At 73.4% G+C, this 20,981-nt stretch carries 22 protein-coding genes; 8 read left to right on the forward strand and 14 right to left on the reverse strand.

Features of this window, described 5'->3' with window-relative positions; genetic code table 11:
- Nucleotides 1-27 precede the first annotated feature (27 nt).
- Entirely contained in the window at nt 28-1,794 is a 1,767-nt protein-coding gene (locus AB0C33_RS09430) for a thiamine pyrophosphate-dependent enzyme (protein WP_358285363.1), read from the forward strand.
- A gap of 18 nt (nt 1,795-1,812) precedes the next feature.
- On the opposite strand, the gene AB0C33_RS09435 is transcribed toward AB0C33_RS09430, so the two are convergent.
- A complete protein-coding gene (locus AB0C33_RS09435; protein ID WP_358285365.1) occupies nt 1,813-2,565 on the reverse strand; it encodes an IclR family transcriptional regulator in 753 nt (250 codons plus the stop codon).
- An 80-nt stretch (nt 2,566-2,645) separates the two neighbouring features.
- Here AB0C33_RS09435 and AB0C33_RS09440 point away from each other — a divergent pair, with 80 nt between their 5' ends.
- The gene (locus AB0C33_RS09440; protein ID WP_358285368.1) at nt 2,646-3,818 is read left to right on the forward strand and encodes a 4-hydroxybenzoate 3-monooxygenase; all 1,173 of its coding nucleotides are present in this window, start codon (nt 2,646-2,648) and stop codon (nt 3,816-3,818) included.
- Between the two features lie 60 nt (nt 3,819-3,878).
- Nucleotides 3,879-4,184 (forward strand): DUF6401 family natural product biosynthesis protein, encoded by a 306-nt coding sequence (locus tag AB0C33_RS09445; protein WP_358285370.1) that lies wholly within the window; start codon nt 3,879-3,881, stop codon nt 4,182-4,184.
- A gap of 143 nt (nt 4,185-4,327) precedes the next feature.
- Here the strand turns inward: AB0C33_RS09445 and AB0C33_RS09450 are convergent, their stop codons facing one another.
- From AB0C33_RS09450 to AB0C33_RS09460, 3 genes are all read right to left on the reverse strand, one after another.
- A complete protein-coding gene (locus AB0C33_RS09450; RefSeq protein WP_358285372.1) occupies nt 4,328-5,164 on the reverse strand; it encodes a hypothetical protein in 837 nt (278 codons plus the stop codon).
- 116 nt (nt 5,165-5,280) lie between these two features.
- On the reverse strand, nt 5,281-5,847 hold the full coding sequence (locus AB0C33_RS09455; RefSeq protein ID WP_358285374.1) for a hypothetical protein: 567 nt from the start codon (nt 5,845-5,847) through the stop codon (nt 5,281-5,283).
- Nucleotides 5,847-7,220 (reverse strand): NAD(P)/FAD-dependent oxidoreductase, encoded by a 1,374-nt coding sequence (locus AB0C33_RS09460; RefSeq protein WP_358285376.1) that lies wholly within the window; start codon nt 7,218-7,220, stop codon nt 5,847-5,849. Before AB0C33_RS09460 ends, AB0C33_RS09455 begins: the two co-directional genes overlap by 1 nt.
- A 164-nt stretch (nt 7,221-7,384) precedes the next feature.
- Here AB0C33_RS09460 and AB0C33_RS09465 point away from each other — a divergent pair, with 164 nt between their 5' ends.
- Nucleotides 7,385-7,546 carry a hypothetical protein gene (locus AB0C33_RS09465; protein ID WP_352329725.1) on the forward strand — a complete coding sequence of 54 codons (162 nt, stop codon included), beginning with the start codon at nt 7,385-7,387 and terminating at the stop codon, nt 7,544-7,546.
- On the opposite strand, the gene AB0C33_RS09470 is transcribed toward AB0C33_RS09465, so the two are convergent.
- Genes AB0C33_RS09470 through AB0C33_RS09485 form a run of 4 tightly spaced genes read right to left on the reverse strand, consistent with a single transcriptional unit; the run spans nt 7,529 to nt 11,154 of the window.
- On the reverse strand, nt 7,529-8,164 hold the full coding sequence (locus tag AB0C33_RS09470) for a VOC family protein (protein WP_358285378.1): 636 nt from the start codon (nt 8,162-8,164) through the stop codon (nt 7,529-7,531). The genes AB0C33_RS09465 and AB0C33_RS09470 overlap by 18 nt on opposite strands.
- Nucleotides 8,142-8,981 carry an alpha/beta hydrolase gene (locus AB0C33_RS09475; RefSeq protein WP_358285380.1) on the reverse strand — a complete coding sequence of 280 codons (840 nt, stop codon included), beginning with the start codon at nt 8,979-8,981 and terminating at the stop codon, nt 8,142-8,144. Before AB0C33_RS09475 ends, AB0C33_RS09470 begins: the two co-directional genes overlap by 23 nt.
- Nucleotides 8,978-9,913 (reverse strand): Rieske 2Fe-2S domain-containing protein, encoded by a 936-nt coding sequence (locus AB0C33_RS09480; RefSeq protein WP_358285383.1) that lies wholly within the window; start codon nt 9,911-9,913, stop codon nt 8,978-8,980. The genes AB0C33_RS09475 and AB0C33_RS09480 overlap by 4 nt, the downstream gene beginning before the upstream one ends.
- Nucleotides 9,910-11,154 carry an FAD-dependent oxidoreductase gene (locus AB0C33_RS09485; RefSeq protein ID WP_358285386.1) on the reverse strand — a complete coding sequence of 415 codons (1,245 nt, stop codon included), beginning with the start codon at nt 11,152-11,154 and terminating at the stop codon, nt 9,910-9,912. The genes AB0C33_RS09480 and AB0C33_RS09485 overlap by 4 nt, the downstream gene beginning before the upstream one ends.
- Nucleotides 11,155-11,205: 51 nt before the next feature.
- On the opposite strand from AB0C33_RS09485, the gene AB0C33_RS09490 reads away from it, so the two are divergent.
- The gene (locus AB0C33_RS09490) at nt 11,206-12,408 is read left to right on the forward strand and encodes a cytochrome P450 (protein ID WP_358285388.1); all 1,203 of its coding nucleotides are present in this window, start codon (nt 11,206-11,208) and stop codon (nt 12,406-12,408) included.
- Between the two features lie 13 nt (nt 12,409-12,421).
- Here AB0C33_RS09490 and AB0C33_RS09495 read toward each other — a convergent pair whose 3' ends face one another.
- From AB0C33_RS09495 to AB0C33_RS09505, 3 genes are read right to left on the reverse strand one after another with little or no spacing between them, the layout of a single operon-like run.
- Entirely contained in the window at nt 12,422-13,279 is an 858-nt protein-coding gene (locus AB0C33_RS09495; protein WP_358285390.1) for an ABC transporter permease, read from the reverse strand.
- A complete protein-coding gene (locus tag AB0C33_RS09500) occupies nt 13,276-14,232 on the reverse strand; it encodes an ABC transporter ATP-binding protein (RefSeq protein ID WP_358285392.1) in 957 nt (318 codons plus the stop codon). The genes AB0C33_RS09495 and AB0C33_RS09500 overlap by 4 nt, the downstream gene beginning before the upstream one ends.
- Before the next feature lie 40 nt (nt 14,233-14,272).
- Nucleotides 14,273-14,644: a hypothetical protein gene (locus AB0C33_RS09505; RefSeq protein ID WP_358285393.1), complete on the reverse strand. Its 372-nt coding sequence runs from the start codon at nt 14,642-14,644 to the stop codon at nt 14,273-14,275.
- A gap of 306 nt (nt 14,645-14,950) precedes the next feature.
- On the opposite strand from AB0C33_RS09505, the gene AB0C33_RS09510 reads away from it, so the two are divergent.
- The 3 genes from AB0C33_RS09510 to AB0C33_RS09520 are packed head-to-tail and all read left to right on the forward strand — an operon-like array spanning nt 14,951 to nt 17,270.
- Nucleotides 14,951-16,207, forward strand: a complete 1,257-nt coding sequence (locus AB0C33_RS09510; RefSeq protein WP_358285395.1) for a cytochrome P450 — start codon at nt 14,951-14,953, stop codon at nt 16,205-16,207.
- A 32-nt stretch (nt 16,208-16,239) separates the two neighbouring features.
- The gene (locus tag AB0C33_RS09515; RefSeq protein WP_358285398.1) at nt 16,240-17,088 is read left to right on the forward strand and encodes a methyltransferase domain-containing protein; all 849 of its coding nucleotides are present in this window, start codon (nt 16,240-16,242) and stop codon (nt 17,086-17,088) included.
- Nucleotides 17,085-17,270 carry a hypothetical protein gene (locus tag AB0C33_RS09520; RefSeq protein WP_189646391.1) on the forward strand — a complete coding sequence of 62 codons (186 nt, stop codon included), beginning with the start codon at nt 17,085-17,087 and terminating at the stop codon, nt 17,268-17,270. Before AB0C33_RS09515 ends, AB0C33_RS09520 begins: the two co-directional genes overlap by 4 nt.
- Nucleotides 17,271-17,292: 22 nt before the next feature.
- On the opposite strand, the gene AB0C33_RS09525 is transcribed toward AB0C33_RS09520, so the two are convergent.
- From AB0C33_RS09525 to AB0C33_RS09535, 3 genes are all read right to left on the reverse strand, one after another.
- On the reverse strand, nt 17,293-17,637 hold the full coding sequence (locus AB0C33_RS09525) for a YciI family protein (RefSeq protein ID WP_352356825.1): 345 nt from the start codon (nt 17,635-17,637) through the stop codon (nt 17,293-17,295).
- 69 nt (nt 17,638-17,706) lie between these two features.
- Nucleotides 17,707-18,033, reverse strand: coding sequence for a YciI family protein (locus AB0C33_RS09530; protein ID WP_358285400.1), 327 nt, complete (start codon nt 18,031-18,033; stop codon nt 17,707-17,709).
- Nucleotides 18,034-18,052: 19 nt separating this feature from the next.
- Entirely contained in the window at nt 18,053-20,980 is a 2,928-nt protein-coding gene (locus tag AB0C33_RS09535) for an NHLP bacteriocin export ABC transporter permease/ATPase subunit (RefSeq protein ID WP_358285402.1), read from the reverse strand.
- Nucleotide 20,981 lies beyond the last annotated feature (1 nt).

Here is a 20,981-nt window from a genome sequence, read left to right on the forward strand (position 1 = left end):
ACGGCGGTGCGGGGTAGAGCCGCCAATATGGCTCGTATCGCATCCGAATCCCTGATCGAACGGCTCGCCGAGTGGGGCGTGGACACCGTCTTCGGCCTGCCGGGCGACGGCATCAACGGCATCATGGAGGGGCTGCGCCGTCATCGTGACCGGGTGCGGTTCGTGCTGGTGCACCACGAGGAGGCCGCCGCCTTCATGGCCACCGGCTACGCCAAGGCCACGGGACGGATCGGCGTCTGCCTGGCCACCTCCGGCCCCGGCGGCATCCACCTGCTCAACGGCCTCTACGACGCCAAGCTCGACCACGTCCCCGTGCTGGCCATCACCGGCATGCAGGAGACCGCCGTGCTCGGCACCGGCTACCAGCAGGAGGTCCACCTCGACAAGCTGTTCGCCGACGTGGCCGAGTACAACATGATGATCACCAACCCGGCCCAGCTGCCCTCGCTGGTGGACCTGGCCGTCCGGACGGCGTACGCGCGGCGCGGCGTCGCCCACCTCACGCTGCCCAACGACATCCAGGTGGCCGACGCGGGGGAGGACCCGTACCGGACGGTCGCGCCGGTGCGCGCGCCGGAGACCGCGCCGATCTACCTGCGGCCCTCGGGGCTGCCGCGCCGGGAGGACCTGGCGCGCGCCGCCGAGGTGCTCAACGCCGCCGAACGGCCCGCCATCCTGGCCGGGCAGGGCGCGCTGCACGCCCGGCAGGAGGTGCTGGCCGTGGCCGAGGCGCTGGGCGCGCCGGTGGTCAAGACGCTGCCCGGCAAGGCGGTCGTCCCGGACGACTCGCCGTACACGACGGGCGGGATCGGGCTGCTCGGCACCAAGCCGAGCGAGGAGCTGATGGACGAGGCCGACGTCCTGTTCATGATCGGCACGAACTTCCCCTACACGAAGTTCCTCCCCGAGCCGGGCAAGGCGCGGGTGGTGCAGTTCGAGGCCGAGCCCACCAGGGCCGGGGCGCGGGTGCCGACCGACGTGCCCGTGGTGTGCGACGCCAAGGAGGGCCTGCGCGAGCTGCTGCCGCTGCTCACCCGGCGCGGCGGCGACGGACACCTGGCCAAGTACCAGAAGCTCATGGCCAAGTGGCGCTCCGACATGGACAGCCTGGAGAACCCCGACAGGGACCCGATCGCCCCCCAGTACGCCATGTCCGTCCTGGACGACCTGGCCGCCGACGACGCCATCCTGACCTGCGACAGCGGCACGATCGCCACCTGGGCCGCCCGCCACTGGACGATCCGCGGCGGGCGCGAGTTCTACCTGTCGGGCACGCTGGCCACGATGGCGCCCGGCCTGCCGTACGCCATCGCCATGCAGCACGCCTTCCCCGGCCGGCAGGTCATCGCCTACGTCGGCGACGGCGGCTTCGCGATGCTGATGGCCGAGTTCCTGACCGCCGCCCAGCACCGGCTGCCGGTCAAGGTCGTCATCAACAACAACAACTCGCTCGGCCAGATCCTGTGGGAGCAGATGGTCCTCGGCTACCCCGAGCACGGCGTGCGCTTCGCCCAGCCGGAGGCCGACTACTCGGTCTGGGCCAGGGCGTGCGGCGGGTTCGGCGCCAAGGTCACCAAATCCGGGGACGTGGCCGCGGCGATCAGGCAGGCGCTCGCCCACGACGGCCCCGCCCTGGTGGACGTGGACGTCAACCCGAACGAGCCGCCGATGCCCGGCAAGGTCTCCTACGACCAGGCCAAGAGCTTCGCCCAGGCGTTCCTGAAGGGGCAGCCGCACAAGGCGGCCATCGCGACCACCCTGTTCAAGGACCGCATCCAGAGGTTCACCGACTGAGCGCCGTCCGGCGGCCGGTCAGGGGGCCCGGCAGGCGGCGGCGATCCGGGCGGCGGTCTCCAGCAGCGGGTCCACCAGCCGGGGCAGCTCGCGGGCGCGCCGCGAGGCCAGCACGATCCCCACGGCGGCCACCGCCCGCCCGTCCACGACGACCGGCGCCGCCGCCGAGCACGAGCCGAGCGTCATCTCCTCGTGCGTCAGCGCGTAGCCCTGCGCCCGCACCGCCGCCAGCTCCCTGGCCAGCCGGCCCGGCTCGGTGACGGTGTGCGGCGTGGGCCGTTCGAGCGCGCGGGCCAGGTACGCCTGCACGAACCACTCCGGCTCGAAGGCCAGCAGCGCCTTGCCCACCCCGGTCGGGTGCATCGGCAGCCGCCCGCCCGTGCGCGAGACGATGGGCACGGCCCGCCTGCCGTACACCTTGTCCACGTACAGGACCTCCAGGCCGTCGCGGACGGCGAGGTGCACGTTCTCGCCGGTGGTGGCGAACAGCTCCTGGAGCCAGGGGTGCGCGCGGCCCTGGAGGCTGCCGGGCGCGAGCTGGCCGAGCTCCCACAGCCGCAGCCCCACCCGCAGCCGCCCGTCGGGGGAGCGGCTGAGCGCCTGCCACTCCTCCAGCTCGGCCACCAGCCGGTGGGCCGTGCTCAGCGGCACCCCGCTCCGCCTGGCCAGGTCGGTCAGCGTGAGCTGCGGATGGGCCGCGTCGAACGCCCCCAGGATGGCCAGCACCTTGGACGTCACCGTCTGCCCCGGACGCAGGGCTCCTCCGGACATGACCACACTCCTGCGCGCATCTTCCACTCAGTGGAAGAGGCTACTCGGCTCCGGGGGCAGGCAGGCAGCAGACTTCCCTCATGCGAACTCAGGTCGGGATCATCGGCGCGGGCCCCGCTGGCCTGCTGCTGTCTCATCTGCTCCACCTGCGCGGCATCTCCTCGGTGGTGCTGGAGAAGCGCAGCCGCGCCTACGTCGAGCGGCGGGTCCGCGCGGGCGTCCTGGAGCAGGGCACGGTGGACACGCTCGTCGAGGCGGGCGTCGGCGCGCGCCTGCTGCGCGAGGGCCTGCCGCACCACGGCATCGAGCTGCGGTACGGCGGCGCGGGCCACCGCATCGCCTTCGACAAGCTCGTCCCCGGCCGGGCCATCACCGTCTACGGCCAGCAGGAGGTCGTCAAGGACCTGATCGCGGCCCGGCTGGCGGCGGGCGGCGACCTGCGGTTCGAGGTCGAGGACGTCGAGGTGCACTCGCCGGAGTCCGAGCCGTACCTCACCTTCGGCGGCGAGCGGCTCGACTGCGACGTGATCGCCGGGTGCGACGGCTTCCACGGCGTCTCGCGGCCGAGCGTCCCGGACGGGGTCCTGGAGGTCTTCGAGCGGGAGTACCCCTTCGCCTGGCTCGGCGTCCTGGCCGAGGTGGCGCCGTCGTCGGAGGAGCTGATCTACGCCAGGACCGAGCGCGGCTTCGCGCTGCACAGCATGCGCTCGCCCACGGTCAGCCGCTTCTACCTCCAGGTCCCGGCCGACGCCGACGTGGCGCAGTGGCCCGACGAGCGCGTCTGGGCCGAGCTGAAGGCCCGCCTGGAGACCGTCCCGGGCTTCGAGCTGACCACGGGCGAGATCATCGAGAAGGGCGTCACGCCGATGCGCTCCTTCGTCGCCGAGCCCATGCAGTACGGGCGGCTCTACCTGGCCGGGGACGCCGCCCACATCGTGCCGCCGACCGGCGCCAAGGGGCTGAACCTGGCCGTGGCCGACGTCCGGGTGCTGACCGAGGCGCTGGCGGCGTTCTTCGAGCACGGCTCGCCGGAACGGCTCGACGGCTACTCGGCGGCGTGCCTGAAGCGGGTGTGGCGGGCGCAGCACTTCTCCTGGTGGATGACGACGCTGCTGCACACCTTCGACGAGGACGACCCGTACGGGCGGCGGCTCCAGACCTCCTACCTGGACTACGTCACCTCCTCGGAGGCGGCGGCGACCACGCTGGCGGAGAACTACGTCGGACTGCCCTTCGACCGACCGCACGACTGACCGCACACGGCACCCGCCCCCCAGGCGGGCTGACCTCGGGCGATGCCTTAAAGTTGGCGCGTGGTTTTCGAGGAGGGCTGGGCGCATGCGCCCCTGCGGTGGTTGATGGACACGCTGGGCCATGCCCAGCTCGCCAGGATGGAGTGCGAGCCGGCGCTGGTCGCGGCCGTGGATCAGCACGCGGCGCTGCTGCGTGACGCGATCCCGCTCGACCGCGAGACCCTCGGCGACTATCTGCTGGGCTTCCTCGACGAGCTGCGCCACCGCGGCTGGATCTTCAGCGGCGACCACGACGCGCCCGCGCTGCGGCTGACGGCGGTCTGCTGGCTCGCCCGCGAACAGGGCTTCCTCGCCGAACCCGCCTGACCCCGCGCCGGACGTCCCGCGCTCAGACGGCCACCACCTGGGCATCGGACCCCGCTCCCGGCCGGCCCGCGAGGCTCACGCCCGCTGGCCGGCCGTCCGTGAGGGGTCCGCGTGGCCGGGCGCTTGTCCCGGCCACACGGAGCTCAGCTCTCCGGCGGGAGGTCCGCGCGGGTCGCCCCGCCGGTCGGGCCCATGGTCGGGCCGGTCGGGCCGGTCGTGCCGGGCGCGCCGGGTGTGGTGCGGGCCGGTTCGGCGGGCCGGGCCATCGAGCGGGCGTCCTCACGCCCCCGCTGGTACGCCTCGGCGTGCGCCCTGGCCTGCGGCGCCTCCGCCTCGATCCGGCCGATCCAGCGCTCCCAGCGCTGCTGCATCGGACGGACGAGCCCGCCGCCGAGGCCGATGGCGATGATCGCGCCGATGGTGGCGAGCACGGTGATGAGCACCGGGGTCGTGACGGTCGTGGCGACGCCGATCTGGTTGAGCGCGGCGATGATGCCCAGCGCCCAGATGAAGACGGCCGCCGCGATGCCGAGCCAGCGTCCGTAGGACAGCCCGCCGAGCGCGCCGTCGACGAGGTCCCGGACGGCCCGGGCGATCGCCCCGGCGATCACGATGATCACGATGGCGACCACGGCCTTGGGCAGCCAGCCCACCACCCCGTTGAGCAGCGCCGAGATCGGGTTGGGCCCGAAGACGCTGAAGGCGATCTGCAGGGTGATCAGCAGGATCGCGTAGTAGACGAGCTTGGCGAGCAGCCCGCTGGCGTCGTACCGGCTGCTTTCGAGCCAGCGCTGCACGCCGCTGCGGTGTACCGCCCGTTCGAACCCGACGCGGTCCAGGATCTTGTCCACGAGCTTCTGCAGCGCCTTCGCCACGATCCACCCGATGATCAGGATCACCAGGAACGCGACCAGCCTGGGCACGAACGTCGCGACCTGTCGCCAGGCGTCCGTCAGGCCTTGGCCAATATTGATGTCCACGGTTTCCTCCAGGACGAGGAGCCTATGGAGTCGCGGTACCCGGCCGACCTGGGACTATGCACGTATTGCTACCAAATTTTCGCACAGTGTTACATTTGTACAAGTGTGCGCAGGGGTCAGTAGAGCCGGCGCAGGTCCATCTGGAAGTTCTGGTGCCAGGTCTGGCCGCCGTCCACGGTGGTCTCGCCGATCTCGTGCCAGGTGGTGCCGGTGAACGTCAGCGTGTAGCGGCTGGTGTAGGCGGGCGTCTGGAGGCTCCACTCGAAGGTGTCGTCGCCGACCACCGGCACCACCGTGGTGACGTAGCCGCGCGAGAACGCCTCCCAGCGGTACTGGCCGGTCGCCTCGGAGTAGTTGATCACCGCCAGGGCGCTGTCCACGATCGTGCGCGGGTCCGCCTTGTCGCGGCCCTGCCCCTCGACCGAGATCACCAGGTCGCCCGCCTGCCAGCGCACCCGCTCGGTCTGCAGGAACTCCTGCCGGGTGCCGGAGGGCGTGACGGTCCAGCCCGCCCCCGCCCACGTGCCGATCATGAACGACAGCCGCCGCATGGCCTCCGCCTGCCCGGCGAACGCCTGCCCGCCCGCGGCCGGGGCGGGCGTCCGGGCAGCCGTCGCCGGGGCGGGGGAGAGCAGGGCCGCCAGTAAGGCGAGCGGCAGGAGCAGGCGGACCAGTGACTTCATCAAGGCGTCCTCGTCAGTGAGCGGCTGATGCCGAGCCGGGGGTGAGCGGTCAGGTAGAGGCCGGTGGCGGCGTCGTACAGGTCGTTGGCGTCCATGCGCATGGGGGCCAGGGTGCTGCCGGCGGGCGTGACGTTGCGCAGGGCGCGCAGCCCCGCGTCGTGGGCGGCGGTCACCAGCTCGCTCATCGGCGCGGTGCCGCCGGCGGTGGTGGCGTCGGTCAGGTCGGACAGCCCGGCCGTGATCGCGGCGAACGCGTGGTCGGACGCCCCGCCCCTGATCAGGTGCTGGGCCAGCCAGAAGTAGCTGGCCCGGCCGCGGTACTGCCGGTAGACCGAGGAGACCATGGTCAGCAGCCGCTGGTAGGCGTTGCGGTACAGGGACTCGTAGAAGCCCAGGGCCTCCTGCTCGCTCACCTCGCCGCGTTCGGTGGCCGTGATCGAGGCCGCGGCCAGCAGGGCGCTGTACATGGCCAGGTGCACGCCGGTCGACAGCAGCGGGTCGAGGAAGCAGGCGGCGTCGCCGGCGATGCGGTAGCCGGGGCCGCAGAAGGAGTCGGCCACGTACGAGAAGTCCTGCTCGACGCGCACCGGGCCGGTGAACCTGCCGATCAGCCCCGCCACGGTCGGCGACTCGGCCACCACCGCGTGGAACATCTCCTCCGGCGACCGGTAGTGGGCGCGCCGCTCCAGGAAGCGGGTCTGGTGGGTGACGAAGCCGACGCTGAACACCTCGCCGCGCAGCGGGATCACCCAGTACCACCCTTCCGGTGAGGAGATCACGTTGATGCCGCCGCCCGGCGTGTCGGGAAGGAGTTCGCCGCCCTGGTAGTAGCCCCAGATGGCGACGTTCCTGAAGACGTCGTGCGGGCGTCGGTCACGGAAGTGCTGCGCCGACAGTACCCCGGCGCGTCCGGAGGCGTCGACCAAATGATCGAAGCGCTCCAGGCCGCGGTCCCAATCGGCGGCGCGGGCGCGGCCGTCCTCGAACAGCACCCGCCTGACCCTGGCCCGCTGGATCACCTCGACGCCCTGGGAGGCGGCGTGGTCCAGCAGCACCTGGTCGAAGTCGTCCCGGTCCACCTGCCAGGAGCGCACCTCCGGGCCGAAGGTGGCCGCCCAGTTCACCGTCCAGTCGCGCTCGGCGCCCCAGCGCAGCAGCAGGCCCTCCTTGACGGGATAGCCGCGCTCCTCGATCTTCTCGTGCGCCCCGGCGTAGTCGATGATCGTCCGGCAGGACGGCGAGACGGACTCGCCGATGTGGTAACGCGGGAAACGTTCGCGTTCCAGGAGCCGGACGTCCATTCCGTTGCGGGCCAGCAGCGTCGCGGCGATCGAGCCCGCCGGGCCGCCGCCGATCACTAATACCTTGGTCATCGCGAGCCCTTCCGATAATCGATACGTATTACGCAGTGACGGGCCCGGCGTGCGGGGCCCAATACGTAGGCCGATACGTATATTCCGGCGTTATTCTGGACCGCCGGCCCGGCCTGTTCGATGATGCGTCTGAGTTCCGTTCCGTCTTTCTTCAAGGAGCGCGCATGGGATTGAACCTCCGGCTGGTCGTTCCCCTGGTCTACGCCGCCGCGGTGGTCGTGGCCTTCCTGATCGGCAAGACGGTCGGCTCGGTGGTCGTCATCGCCGGCGCCGTCCTCGTGGCCCTGTTCTTCGTGCTGTCCGGCCGGTCACGTCAGCGCGAATAGGGCCCCCCACGGGTCGCGCACGATCGTCGCCCGGGGATGCCCGGGGGCGGTCGTGGCGCCCAGCCGGGCCGCCGCCGCGGCGGTCGCGGCGCGGTCGGCGGTCGCGAAGAACGTCATCCACTGCGGCCGCGCCCCCGTCCCCTCGCGGACCTCGGGCGCGACGCCGAGCAGGTCCCGGTAGAACCCGGCCCCGGCCGACCACAGCTCGTGGGCGCACCACGTGCCCGGCTCGCCGGCCAGCACGATCCCGGCCGGCCGGTGCCCCTCCCAGAAGCCGACGGCCGCCCCCGCCGGGTCGGTCGCGAACAGCACGCGCCCGTCCTGGCCGGCCGCCATCGGGCCGAAGACGACGCCGCCGCCCAGCTCCTTCACCCGTACGGCCACGGCGTCCGCGTCCGGGGCCGCCAGGTAGGTGTTCCAGGAGGCGGGCAGGCCCGGCGGCACCCGGCCGAAACCGGCCACGACCTGGCCGCCGAGCTCGACGAAGGAGTAGCCGCCCTCCTCGCGGAAGGTCCAGCCGAACAGCTCCCCGTAGAAGGCCCGCGCGCCGGCCGGGTCGAGCGTCCCGTAGTCCACCCAGCACGGCTCGCCCGGCTCATAGTGCTCGTGAATCGGCACGCCCGGCCTCCTTGTCCACATCGTCGCCTTCGTGCGCGTCCAGGGCCGACAGCCGCAGGTGCGCGGCGACGAGCGGCGCCACGACCTCGGGCCGCTCGATCAGGCACAGGTGCCCAGCGCCGGGGACGGTGACCGTGCGGCACCGGGGGACCGACTCGCGCAGCAGCGCCGCGCCGGCCCGGAACGTCGGCATGTCCCGGTCGCCCACGACGACCAGCGTGCGCGCCCGGATGCCGCGCAGGTCCTCCACCGTGTGGACGTGCCTGCTCAGCCCGTGCATCGCGCCGTCGCGCAGCTCCCGCCACGAGTGCCGGGCCACGATCGCCCGCAGACTGGCCCGCAGCTCGGGATGGTCCTCGGTGCCGCGGAAGATGTCCGGCGGCGAGGACATCCACAGGTCGGCGAGCTGCTCGCCGTCCGCGCCCATCCGGGCCAGCCCGGCCAGCGCCCGGTAACGCTCGGCGGTGCCCGGCTCGGGAGGCGCGCCGGCGATGGTCGGGGAGCCGACGATCAGCCCGCGCACGTCATCGGGATGGTCGACGGCCAGCTGCAGCGCGATCATCGAGCCGATCGACTCGGCCACCACCAGCGTGGCCGACTCCGCCCTGGCCAGCCCGGCCAGCTCGGCCGCCAGCGCGGGCAGCGACGTGCCCGGCCGCAGCGGCCCGGACCGCCCGTGTCCCGGCAGGTCCACGCCGACGTGCCGCCAGCCGGGCAGCAGGTTCCACAGCGGCTCCCAGACCGAGGCGTCCATCGTGTAGCCGTGGATCCACAACACGGCCCGGCCCTCGCCGGTCGAGCGCACGTACAGGCTCATGAGGACGCTCCGGCGGAGGCGGAGGCGGAGGCGGGGACGGGGGCGAAGCCCTGGCAGAAGCGGCGGAAGGCGATGACCGGGGTGTCGCCGGCGTCCAGCCGCTGCGGGGCGCCGGTGTCCAGGTGGTCCCAGACGACGCGGTCCTGGTCGAAGGCGTAGCGGGCGCCGTGCACGAGCGCCGGCAGCGAGTCCCGCTGGTCCGGCCGCACGCCGATGGCCACCCGTCCCACGCAGCCCGTCCCGTCCGGCACCGCGCCGGTGACGATCGTGTACGGCGCCGACTCCGTGCCCAGCTCGGTCACCACGAGGTGCGGGCTGTAGGCGCGGGCCACGAACCGGGAGGCGAAGTCGAGCCGCCGCTCCCGCTCCCACGGCGGCGCCTTGGTGCGGAACTCGCCCTCGATGACCAGCTCGTCGTGCCCGCCCATGCTGACCCGCATGCCGCGCACCGAGGGCACCAGGTGGACGGTGCTGAAATGCTGGGCGTCGAAGGCGTTCTCGACGACGTACTCCGCCGGCACCGTCACCGGCTGGTTCACCGCCGCCACGATCACCAGGTCCTCGGCAGCCTGCTTGATCGCCTGCTCGAAGCCGCGGTCGTCGCCGGGGTCGCCGGACAGCCGGGCGAACAGCGCCGCCCCGGCCCGCAGCGTCCGCAGCTCGCCCACCGACCAGCGGCGGCCGGACCCGCCCAGCGAGACGCGCTTGCCGTGGAAGGGGCAGATCACGCAGTCGCCGTCCAGCTTGCCGCCGTAGGCCAGATGGGCGCCCCGGTGGGGGCACGTGGCCTCGAACACCCGGATCCGCTCGCCGTCGCGCACCGCCATCAGGCGCGCGCCGCCCAGCCGCAGCGGGGTGAGCCCCGGGCCGATCTCGTCGTCGAGGGCGAGCAGGAACCACCCGCCGTGGAGCTCCCCGTTTCCGGCCGTCATCTCTCCAGCGCCCCAATCACCTCTGTGGCCGCGCGCTCCCCGCTGGCCATCGCCATGTGCGCCATGGGCGGGCCGGACAGGCCGACGGTGGCCTCCCCGGCGAAGAAGACCGTCCCGCCCAGCGGCTCGGCCCAGGCCGGGGACGCCCACAACGTCCCCACGCCCGGGTAGGTGTACGCGCCGCCCGCCCACGGGTCGGCGCCCCAGTCGGACACCACCACCTCCGGGTTCAGCCCCCGCGTCCACGGCAGGGCGCGGGCCAGCAGCGCGGCCAGGCCGCCCGGCTCGGCCCACGCGCTCCGGGCCGCCGCCGCGGCCCGGCCCTTGGCCGTCACCAGCACCTCGGGCCGCCCGGCGGTCGTGCTGACGAACCCCAGACGGCCGCCGGCGTCGAAGACCACGAGGGACTCGGGGGCGGCCACGGGATAGGCGGCCAGCCCGCACCAGGCGTCGCCGGGCCGCAGCTCGTAGGCCGCCGCCTGCTTGCGCACCGGCAGGTCGTCCAGCACGAGCCGTCCCTCGGCGACCACCGGCGGCGGCACGGTCACCACGGCGGCGGCGGCGCTCTCCACGCGTCCCGCGGCGGTCAGCGCCCGCACCCGGCCCGGCGTCCAGGCCAGGCGGACGACCGCGTCGCCGAGCCGCACCCGCAACCCCTCGGCCAGCCGCGCGGGCAGCCGGTCGAAACCGCCGGGCAGCGCGAACTCGCCCCGCCCGGACCGGTCGGCCCGGCGCAGCGCGGCCAGCGCGGGCGCGCTCAGCGCCTCCGGCTCGGCCGCCCAGTTCTGCCTGAACCACTCCGCCGCCGGCTCCAGGGCCTGCGGGCACTGCGCCGTCTCCTCCTTGAGCCACGTCGCGACCGGCACGTCCCAGGGGCTCGCCCCCGCCAGGCGGCGCAGCGGCTCCCGGGCCGCGCCGGACGTCAGCCGCTCCTCCAGCAGCGGCGGCGTGGGCCGCAGCGCGGTCAGCGGGCGCGGCCCGCCGGGCAGCAGCACCCGGGCCGCGCGCCGCGGCACCGGCACGGGCGCCTCCAGGCCGGGCAGCGCCGCGATCGGGTTGCGGTCGCCGTGGATGACCTGCGCGCCCAGCTCCAGCAGGGTCGGCCGGTGGGTGCGGATCCGGCCGCCCACCCGCTCCCTGGCCTCCAGCACCGTGACCGCCAGCCCGGCGGCGGCCAGCCGCGCGGCCGCCGCCAGCCCGCTCACCCCGGCGCCGATCACGACGACGTCAAGCTCTGCCACCGGCACATCCTCTGTAGTAGTTTGTCCTCGGCCTGATCACGAGGAGACGCCATGACGGCACCCCGCACGCTGCCCGGCCACCTGCCGCACCCGTTCTCTCCTCGCGGGCGGCTCGACCCGTATCCGGCGTACCGCTGGCTGCGCGAGCACGATCCCGTGCACTTCGACGTCACCTCGCGCATGTGGCTGCTGACCGCGCACGCCGACTGCGCGCTCGCGCTGCGCGACCCGCGCTTCTCGGCCGCGCTCGGGCAGCGGGAGCGGGTCAGGGACGACGAGCTGCCGCCGTCGATGCTGACCACCGATCCCCCCGAGCACCAGCGCCTGCGCTCGCCCGGCGCGCTGCTGATGGGCCCGGCCGCGATCCGCGGCATCGCCGGCGACATCGAGGCCGGCATCGGCGCGGTGCTCGACGGGCTGGCCGGCCGGGCGGAGATCGAGGCCACCGCCGACCTCGGCGAGCCGCTGGCCACCGGCGTGCTGGCCAGGCTGTTCGGCCTGCCGGCCGCCGACGTGCCGGCCTTCGCCGGGCTGGCCGCCCGCGTGTCGGTCAACCTCGACCCGCTGGCCGGGCCGCAGGCCGCCGCGGCCGGGCGGGCCGCGATGGGCGAGCTCACCCGCTTCCTCGGCGAGCGCGCCGACGCCGCCGCCCAAGCCGCCGAAGCCGCCGCTGGGAACGGGCCGGGCGGCTCGCCGTTCGGGCGGCTGGCCGCCGACGACCGGCTGACCAGGGCCGAGATGCTCGGCATCGCCGCGCTCACGGTCGTCGGCGGATGGAAGCCGCTGGCCGAGATGGTGGGCAACGCCCTCCACTGGCTGCTGCCGCGCGACGAGGCCGCCGGCCTGATCAGGGACGGCGGCCCGCAGGTGGCCGAGGCGGCCGTCGACGAGCTGCTGCGGCTGGAGTCGCCGATCCCGTTCACCGCCCGGGTGACCACCGAGGCGGTCCCGCTGGACGGCGGCCTGATCCCGGCGGGGGCGAGGGTGCTGGCCCTGGTCGGGGCGGCCAACCGCGATCCGGCGGTGTTCGACCGGCCCGACGAGCTGCTGGTCACCCGGTCGCCCAACCCCCATCTGGCCTTCGGCGCGGGCACCCATCTCTGCCTGGGCGCGCCGCTGGTCAGGCAGGCCGGCGGGCTGCTGCTGAGCGGGCTGCTGGAGCGGTATCCCGGGCTGCGGCGCACGGGGAAGCCGCCCGCCTGGGCGCCGGGCCTGGTGCCCAGGAGGCTGACCGGCTTCACCCTCGCCATCTGAGCCCCTTCCCCGGTCAGCGGACGTTGGCGCCGCGCCAGCGGAAGGTCAGCAGACTCAGCAGCAGCGCCGCCAGGCACCAGCCGCCCAGCACCGCGGCGGTCCTGCCCAGCTCCCACGCGCCGGCGGGCTCCACCACCGCGAAGTCGGCCGGCAGGAACACCGAGCGCAGGCCCTGCGTCATCCACTTCAGCGGGAAGAACGCCGCCAGGCTCTGCATCCACGCCGGCAGCTCGCTGTAGGGGAAGAACACCCCGGAGATGAACTGCAGCACCAGGAACGGCAGCGTGACGATCGCCGCGGCCGAGCGGGCGTTGGGGATGATCGCGCTGAAGGCCACCGCCAGCAGCGAGCAGGACGTCGCCCCGAGCAGCAGCACCCAGGCGAAGGTCAGCCAGTGTCCGGCGTCCGGCGGCAACGGCAGGCGGAACAGCGCGACGCCGACGCCCAGCAGGATCGCCGCCTCCAGCACCCCGGTCACCACCACCCGGACGATCTTGCCGACGAAGTACGCCGTCTTCGGCATCGGCGAGGAGGCCAGGCGGCGGATCATGCCGTTGTCCCGCTCGATCGCGATGTTGATGGCCAGGCCGTTGAAGCTGACGCTCATGATGCCGCAGGCGATGATCCCGGCCACGAACATCTGCTTGAAGTCGGTGTGCGTGCCGGGGACCGTGCCGGAGAAGATCGAGCCGAGCACCAGCAGCAGCACGATCGGCAGCAGCAGCGTGAAGAACAACGACTGCCGGTTGCGGAAGAACGACTTCAGCTCCACCGACGAACGGGCCGCCGACGCCCGCCACAGCCCCGACCCGCCGCCTGATGCGCGCACGGGACGGCCCTGCTCGGCCACGATCGCGTTCGAGCTGGTCATGCCTGGGCCCCCTGGTTCTCGCGGATCAGCTTGAGGTAGACGTCCTCCAGCGTGGGCCGGTGGACGCGCAGGTCGGGCAGCTCGTCGGCGCCCGCGCGGGCGGCCCAGGGCAGCAGCGCGGCCAGGGCCCGCGTGGGCGTGTGGGTGAGCAGCGTGAGCGTGCCGCCGGGCACGCCGGGCGTGCAGGACGGGTCGAGCGCGGTGCCCGCGGGCAGGTCCGGCAGGTCGGCCGCGCTCAGCTCGGGGGTGAGGGTGAAGCTCACCGCGGCGGGCGTGTCGCGCCGTCCGCCCAGCTCGCTCACCGGCCCGGTCTCGACGATCCGGCCGGCCACGATCACGGCCGCGCGCTGCGCCAGCGCCTCCACCTCGTCCAGGTAGTGGGTGGTCAGCACGGTCGTCTTGCCCTGGTCGGCGAAGAAGCGGACCAGGTCCCACGCCTCCATCCGGGCCTCCGGGTCCAGCCCGGTGGTCGGCTCGTCGAGGAAGATCAGGTCGGGGTCGCCGACGACGCCGACGGCCACGTCCAGGCGGCGCAGCTGGCCGCCCGAGAGCGTCTGGGCCTGCTTGCGCTCCTTGGCGCCGAGGCCCACCATGTCGATCACCTGCGCCGCGGGCAGCGGCGCGGGGTAGAAGGCGGCGAAGTGCTCGACGACCTCGCGGACGGTCAGGTCCGCGTAGGCGCCCGTCGTCTGCGGCACGATGCCGAGCCGCGCCCGCCACTGCGGGGCGTCCTCGGCCGGGTCACGGCCGAGGACTCGCACGTCGCCGCCCGAACGCCTGCGCACGCCTTCGAGGATCTCGACCGTGGTCGTCTTGCCCGCGCCGTTGGGCCCGAGTAAGGCGAACACCTCTCCGGGACGAACGTCCAGGTCCACACCCTGCAGGATGAGAGCGGGACCGTACTGCTTGCGCAGCCCCCGTACGTGGATGGGGTTCGCCTGGTCGTCGGACATGATCTCCTCTACCTCCTCTTGGCGTGCGTGGCTCCCGGCGTCAGGTGCAGCAGCAGCAGGGGCAGCAGCAGCAGTTGACGTCGCCGGCCGCGATCGAGTCGAGGTCGCCCTCGCTCAGCTCGGCCATGTCGATCTGCGGCGTCTCGGGGATGTGGAACTCGAACGTCCCCGTCTCCAGCCCGCGCTCCCACAGCGAGACCTGCACGTCGAGGTTCGTGTCGTGGTGGCCGTCGGGAACATTGCGCACGAGGTTGATCTGGGCGCCCGCGGGAACCTCGAGGCCGGCCTCGGCCAGCGCCTCACGAGGGTTGCTGTCCAGCTTCGCCGAGAATTCCTCGCTCGACCACGCGGTGATCAGGACTCGCGTGTAGGCGTTGACGAATTCGGTCCGCTCTCTGGGGTTCAGGGCCATTGCGTCCTCCTGGAGCTTTTCCCCTTCGGCGCGGTGCGCCGTCTCGGAACGGAGTCTTACACAGCCGAATTCGCAGTGCCTAGACTTAATTTCCGGGGCCCTGGATTAAGTATTGAGAGCCCTCTGCTTAAAAGGTACTCTGCAAATACGCCGACCGGAACAATACGAAGCGATATACGTATTCGATGGCCGGAAATGCGTATCGAGAATATTCGTCTGCGTAAGCCATCGGGAGAACCCATGTCCGGGACGTACGTATCCCCCCGGGTGCCGCCGGGACCCGCCGGAACCCAGAGCCTGAGGGCCATGCGCGACGCTCCGCTGGAGTTCGTCACCGCCATGGCGGCCCTCGGCGACGTCACCCGCCACGACGCCGACGGCGAGCCGGTCTACATGCTGAATCGCCCCGACCTGGCCAGGCACGTGCTGAAGGAGAACGGCGCCGCCTACACCAAGGAACGCACGCCGGACGACGACATGCTCCGCCCCCTGCTCGGCAACGGCCTGCTGACCAGCGACGGCGCCGAGTGGGCGGCCCAGCGCAGGATGTGCGCGCCCGCGTTCAGGCCCGCCGAGGTGGGCCGGTTCGACCGGGTCATCGTGGAGGCGGCCGAGAACCTGGTGGCGCACTGGGCCGGCGGCCGGCCCGTACGCGTCGACCACGACCTGACCTCGCTCACCCTCACCGTGATCGTGAAGGCCATGCTGGGCACCGACATCGGCGTCGCGGGCGAGGGCTTCGGCCGCGCCGTGGACGCGGTCAACCGCTTCATCGGCCACTACGTGCCCAGCGACGACCCCGACCCGGCCGACACGGCCGCCCGGCACGCCGGCTTCCTGCGCGCGCGGGCCTTCCTCGACCGGGTCACCAGGCTCATCATCGCCGCCCGCCGGGCCGGCGGCGCGGGCGACGACCTGCTCGGCGCGATGCTGGCCGAGGGGCACGCGATGTCCGACGCCGACCTGCGCGACCAGGTGCTGACCATCGTCATGGCCGGGCACGAGACCACCGCCAAGTCGCTGACCTGGACGCTCTACCTGCTCGACCGCAACCCGGCGGCGGCCGAGGCGGTGCACGCCGAGATCGACGAGGTGCTGGCCGGCCGCTCGCCCAAGGCCGCCGACCTGCCCAGGCTGCGGCGCTGCCGGCAGGCCGTCCAGGAGGCCATGCGGCTCTACCCGCCGGTCTGGCTGATCTCGCGCCGCGGGACGGCCGACGACGTGCTGGACGGCTACGACGTACCGGCCGGGTCGCTGGTGTGCGTCAGCCCGTGGGTGCTGCACCGGGACCCGAGGTACTGGGAGCAGCCGGATGCGTACCGGCCGGAGAGGTTCGACCCCGACCGGGCCGCGCGGCTGCTCAGCCACCAGTACCTGCCCTTCGGCGGCGGCCCGCGCATCTGCGTCGGACGGCACTTCGCGCTGGTCGAGGCCACGCTCGTGCTCGCGGTGATCCTGCGCGGGCTGCGCATGGAGCTGGTGCCGGGCTTCCCCGTCGAGCCGGAGGCGCTGGTCACGCTGCGGCCCCGGCACGGCCTGATGATGACCCCGAGGCCCCGGTGAGCGCCCCGGTGAGTGCCCCGGTGAGCGCCCGGGTGAGTACTCAGGCCTCGACCGGCTCCTACGACGCCGCCAACACCACCTGGGGAGGCGTGGCGGGCGAGCTGGCCCGGCTGGAGGCCCAGGCGGCGCTCTCCTTCGAGGAGGAGCTGCGCATCATGCGCGACCTCGGCCTGACCGGCCAGGGCCCGCTGCTGGAGCTCGGCGCCGGGTCCGGCGCGGTCACCCGCAGGCTGCGCGCCGCCGAGCCGGGGCTGCCGGTCATCGCGCTCGACGTGGACGCCGCCCTGCTGCGCAACGCGGGCGGCTGCGGCGCGCCGCTGGTCACCGCCGACGGCGCCCGGCTGCCGTTGCGTACCGGCAGCGTGGGCGGCGTACTGCTGCGGTACGTACTGCAGCACGTGGGCGATCCGGCGCCGATGCTGGCCGAGGCGCTGCGCGTGCTGCGTCCCGGCGGCCGGATCGCAGTCGTCGAGGTGGACAGCATGTTGTGGGGGCTGGCCGACCCGATGTACCCGGAGCTGGCCTCCGTGCACGCCACCATGGCGCAGGCCCAGCGCGGCGCCGGAGGCGACCGGCAGATCGGCAGGAAGCTCACCCGGCTGCTGCGCCGCGGCGGGTTCGCCGACGTGGTGCTGCGCCCGTTCGCCACCACCAACGACACCCACCCCACCGCGGCCTTCGCCCCGCACCTGGGGCCCGAACGCCTGGCGCCGCTCGTCGCCTCGGGCGCGCTGCCGATGGCGGGGCTGGCCCTGGCCGCCGACCGCTGGCGGCGTTTCCTGGCCGACCCGGACGCCTGGGTCATGCTGCTCGGCTTCGTCGTCGCCGGGACCGCACCGTACGGACCGGCTCAGCACCCATCGGAAGGAAGCACGTCATGAGTCCGTTCTGGAAGATCTTCATCGCGATCTTCAGCTACATCAGCGCGATCGTGGGCCTGGGGCTGGCCGTCGTGAACGCCAGCGAGAAGCCGCCCGCGACCTCGCTGGCCATCGTGTACGGCGCCGCCGGCCTGCTGTTCCTGGCCGTGGGCGTGCTGCTCAGCCGCAGAGCCCGCTACTGAGGGCGGCCCGGGGCCCGGCCCTTCAGGAGGCCGGGTCGCAGGGGCGCACCTCGACGATGTCACCGGGCGCGTAGGGCATCTTGCGCGCCCACGACTCGGCCTCCTCGGCCGACTGGACCTCGATGACCCAGATGCCGCCGATCTGCTCCCGCCCGACCGCGTACGGCCCGTCGACGGCGGGCCCGTCGGGCCTGACCAGCTTGCCCTCCCTGGACCTGGTCAGCCCCGCGCCGTACTTGACCTTGACCCCCGCCATCGCCATCGCCCGGCCGAACTGGCGGTGCGCCTCGGCCATCCGCTCCCGCTCGCTCTCGCTGAAGGCGTCCCAGAGCATCTCGTCGCCGTGGATCAGCAGCACGAAGTCCATGAGTCGTCTACCTCCCTGTGGGTTCTGCCCCAAAGGCGTGGTGGGGCGCGGGCAGAGCCCCGGTTGGCACTATCGTGACATCCTTCCACGGTCGCAGCGCCGTAACTCGACCCGGTCGCCCGGCCCGGACGGCAGGCGCCCGGCCCACTCCAGCGCCGCCTCCTCCGACGGCAGGTCGAGGATCCACATGCCGCCCAGCTCCGGACGGCCGTCCTCGCGCGGCTCCCCCTTCGCCGCGTCCGGGCGGGCCAGCCGCGCGCCGAACAGCACCGTGACGCCGGCCTCCCGCAGCTCCCGCCCGAAGTCGAGGTAGGCGCCGAACAGCGCGGCGCGGTCCTGTTCGGACAGCTCGGCCCAGGCCCGTTCCGGCCCGTGGATCAGCAGCGCGAACTCCATGACGGCTCCTCCCGTGCGCTCACATCTGCCGCCGCGCCAGCCGCGCGAACAGCCCCTGCTCCTCGGCGAGCAGCTCGTCGTAGGTGCCCTGCTGGACGATGCGCCCGCCGTCGAGCACCAGGATCTTGTCGGCGTCCCGGACGGTGGACAGCCGGTGGGCGATGACCACGCGCGTGGCGTTGAGCCGCCGGGTGCTCTCGGCGATGACGTTCTGGGCGGGGTTGTCCAGGGCGCTGGTCGCCTCGTCGAAGAAGACGATGCGGGGCCGCGAGACCAGCGCCCTGGCGATCATGATGCGCTGCCGCTGACCGCCGGAGAGCGTGTTCGTGCCCTCCGACAGGACGGTGTGCATGCCCATCGGCATGGCCGTGATGTCGTCGGCGATGCCGGCCATCGCCGCCGCCTCCCAGGCGTCGTCGATGGTGTGGTTCGTGCTGCCGACGATGTTCTGCCTGATGTCGCCGGCCAGCAGCGCGCCGTTCTGCAGCACCACGCCGCACTGCCGGCGCACCGCGCCGAGGTCCAGCTCGCCCAGGTCCTGGCCGTCGTACAGGACCGAGCCGACGTCGGGCTGCTCGAAGCCGAGCAGCAGGCGCAGGATCGTGGACTTCCCGCTGCCGGTCGGGCCCACGATCGCGACGAACTCGCCGGGCTCGATCGACAGGTCGATGTCGGTGAGCACCGCGGGGCCGTCCGCGCCGTAGCGGAAGGACACCCGCGACAGGCTGACGCGGCCCGACAGGTCGCCGGGGTCGGCCTTGCCCGCGTGGTCCTCCGGCTCGGCCTCCAGCACCGGCGCCAGCTTCTCCAGCATCGGCACGACGCCCATGGCCGTGATGGCCGCCCCGGTGAACTGCAACACCGAGGCGATGAGCAGGCTGAACGCGGCGAAGAAGGCCAGGAACGCGCTGATCGGGAGCTGCCCGCGCAGCGGCCCGGCGGCCACGGCGAAGATCACGACCGAGCAGACCAGCGGGAACCCGGCGTTGAAGGTGGTCACCACGTTCTGCAGCCGCCGGGCCGCGGCCGAGGTGGTCCTGGTGGCCATGAAGTCGCGCGTCCACACGCCGAACGCCTGGTCCTCCGCGGCCGCCACGCGCAGCTTGGGCACCGCCGACAGCAGCTGGAACACCCGCGAGGACAGCCGCTGCTCCTGCTCGTACAGGCGGCGTTGCAGGCGCACCTCGAAGAAGCCGGCGACCGCGCACACCAGCACGCCGGCCAGCACCAGCAGGGTCGCCAGCAGCGCCAGGCCGACGTCGTAGAAGTACACCAGCGTCAGGTTGGCCAGCCCGCCGAACAGCCCGAGCGTCGCCGTCGTCATCACGCCCGACAGCGTCTCCTGCGCCGCGCTCACGCCCAGCACGGTCGTGCCCAGCTCGCCGGTGGAGTACCGGCCGAAGAACGTGACGGGCAGCGACAGCAGCCGGGTCCACGCGCCCGCCTGCACCCGGGCCGACGAACGGCCCTCGACGCGCAGGGCCGCGACGTTCTGCACGATCGACAGCGCCCCCGCCACCAGCGCGCCGCCGATCACCAGCGCCGCGCCCTGCACGATGAGGTCGCGCTCGGCCCGCTGCACGAACGTCCCCAGCACCAGCCCGGTCATCGCGGGCACCAGCAGGCCGATGACCGCCACCAGCGTGCCCAGGGAGGCCAGCACCCACAGGTCGCGGCCGTTGCGGGCCAGGCCGAAGCGCAGCAGCCCGGCCACGGTCCGCACCTCGCGCGGCAGCGGCTGGTACAGCACCTCGGCCTTGCCGCTCAGCGTGGCGGCCACCGCCTTGGTGATCGGCGTGACCCGGCTGTGGCCCGGCTGGGCCACCACGTACCGCGAGCCGATCGGCAGCAGGGCCACCGGCGTCCCGTCGTCGGACCGGTAGCCCACCATGGGCCCGATGTCGTGTTTCCACCAGCCGTCGTCCAGCCGGACCGAGCGCGTGCGCACCCCGGAGGCCAGCGCGACGGCCTGCAGCGGATCGGCCCCCCGGGCCTGGCCGGTCGGCGGCGCGGTCACGGTGAACCCGCCGTGCGAGGCCACCAGCCTGGCCGCCGCCAGCGCCGGCGGGTCGGCGGTGACGTCGGCCAGGCGCACCTTGGCCTCGGTGTCGCGGACCAGCGTGTCGAAGCCGCGGCGGGCCGCCCGGGTCGTGCCGGCCTCGCGTTCCTTGCGCCGCCGCAACGCCTCCAGCTCCTGCGCCCGCCGCCGCTCGACCCGGCGGTCCACGGTGTAGAGGAAGCGGATGGCGTGCTCGACCCAGCGGGCCCAGATCGTCTCGTCGGCCAGCAACTGCCAGGTCGAACGGGCGCGCAGCCGGGCGGGCGCGTCGGCGACCAGCCAGTCCCGCTCGGTCACCGCCAGCTCGGCGCCCGCGGTCAGCACGCCGGCCACCCCGTCGGGCATCTCGACCGCGCCCGCCTCGACGGTCATCCACCGCACGCCGTCCACCGACCGGGCGGCGCGCCCGGCGGGCAGTTCGGTCACCGCGTCGGGCAGCAGCGGGACGAACTCGCGCGGCGGCAGCGCGTCGCGCAGGGCGGTGGCCAGCGCGATCATCCCCGCCTCCAGCCCGCGGACGAACTGCCGGACGGCCAGCCCGTACTCGGCGGTGGACATCGTCGCCGACCGGTTGGTGCCCGACAGCTCGCCCAGCCTGGCCAGCGGCAGACGCGACACGCGGGTGCCGAGCACCGGACGGCCCACGATGCCGTGCCTGGGCCCCTTGGGCGAGCCCGGCAGCAGCGTGCCCTGCCGGACCCGGCACAGGTAGTGCCACCGGCCGACCGGACGGCCGCCCTCCAGCCGCACCGCGAACAGGTCGACCGCGCCCTCCTCCACCAGCAGCACCTCGCGCACGCCCGACACCACGAACAGGTTCTCCGCCGAGTAGTCCACCGGCGTGGCGGCGTCGGTGAAGAACGGGGAGAAACCGGCCACCTTCAGCACT

The organism is Nonomuraea sp. NPDC048881 (assembly GCF_040649795.1).
GTDB lineage: Bacteria > Actinomycetota > Actinomycetes > Streptosporangiales > Streptosporangiaceae > Nonomuraea.

Coding starts and splice junctions, on each gene's coding strand:
- AB0C33_RS09430 (WP_358285363.1), top strand. CDS start 28: ATGGCTCGTATCGCATCCGAATCCCTGATCGAACGGCTCGCCGAGTGG.
- AB0C33_RS09435 (WP_358285365.1), bottom strand. CDS start 2,565: ATGTCCGGAGGAGCCCTGCGTCCGGGGCAGACGGTGACGTCCAAGGTG.
- AB0C33_RS09440 (WP_358285368.1), top strand. CDS start 2,646: ATGCGAACTCAGGTCGGGATCATCGGCGCGGGCCCCGCTGGCCTGCTG.
- AB0C33_RS09455 (WP_358285374.1), bottom strand. CDS start 5,847: ATGAAGTCACTGGTCCGCCTGCTCCTGCCGCTCGCCTTACTGGCGGCC.
- AB0C33_RS09460 (WP_358285376.1), bottom strand. CDS start 7,220: ATGACCAAGGTATTAGTGATCGGCGGCGGCCCGGCGGGCTCGATCGCC.
- AB0C33_RS09465 (WP_352329725.1), top strand. CDS start 7,385: ATGGGATTGAACCTCCGGCTGGTCGTTCCCCTGGTCTACGCCGCCGCG.
- AB0C33_RS09475 (WP_358285380.1), bottom strand. CDS start 8,981: ATGAGCCTGTACGTGCGCTCGACCGGCGAGGGCCGGGCCGTGTTGTGG.
- AB0C33_RS09480 (WP_358285383.1), bottom strand. CDS start 9,913: ATGACGGCCGGAAACGGGGAGCTCCACGGCGGGTGGTTCCTGCTCGCC.
- AB0C33_RS09490 (WP_358285388.1), top strand. CDS start 11,206: ATGACGGCACCCCGCACGCTGCCCGGCCACCTGCCGCACCCGTTCTCT.
- AB0C33_RS09495 (WP_358285390.1), bottom strand. CDS start 13,279: ATGACCAGCTCGAACGCGATCGTGGCCGAGCAGGGCCGTCCCGTGCGC.
- AB0C33_RS09500 (WP_358285392.1), bottom strand. CDS start 14,232: ATGTCCGACGACCAGGCGAACCCCATCCACGTACGGGGGCTGCGCAAG.
- AB0C33_RS09505 (WP_358285393.1), bottom strand. CDS start 14,644: ATGGCCCTGAACCCCAGAGAGCGGACCGAATTCGTCAACGCCTACACG.
- AB0C33_RS09510 (WP_358285395.1), top strand. CDS start 14,951: ATGCGCGACGCTCCGCTGGAGTTCGTCACCGCCATGGCGGCCCTCGGC.
- AB0C33_RS09520 (WP_189646391.1), top strand. CDS start 17,085: ATGAGTCCGTTCTGGAAGATCTTCATCGCGATCTTCAGCTACATCAGC.
- AB0C33_RS09525 (WP_352356825.1), bottom strand. CDS start 17,637: ATGGACTTCGTGCTGCTGATCCACGGCGACGAGATGCTCTGGGACGCC.
- AB0C33_RS09530 (WP_358285400.1), bottom strand. CDS start 18,033: ATGGAGTTCGCGCTGCTGATCCACGGGCCGGAACGGGCCTGGGCCGAG.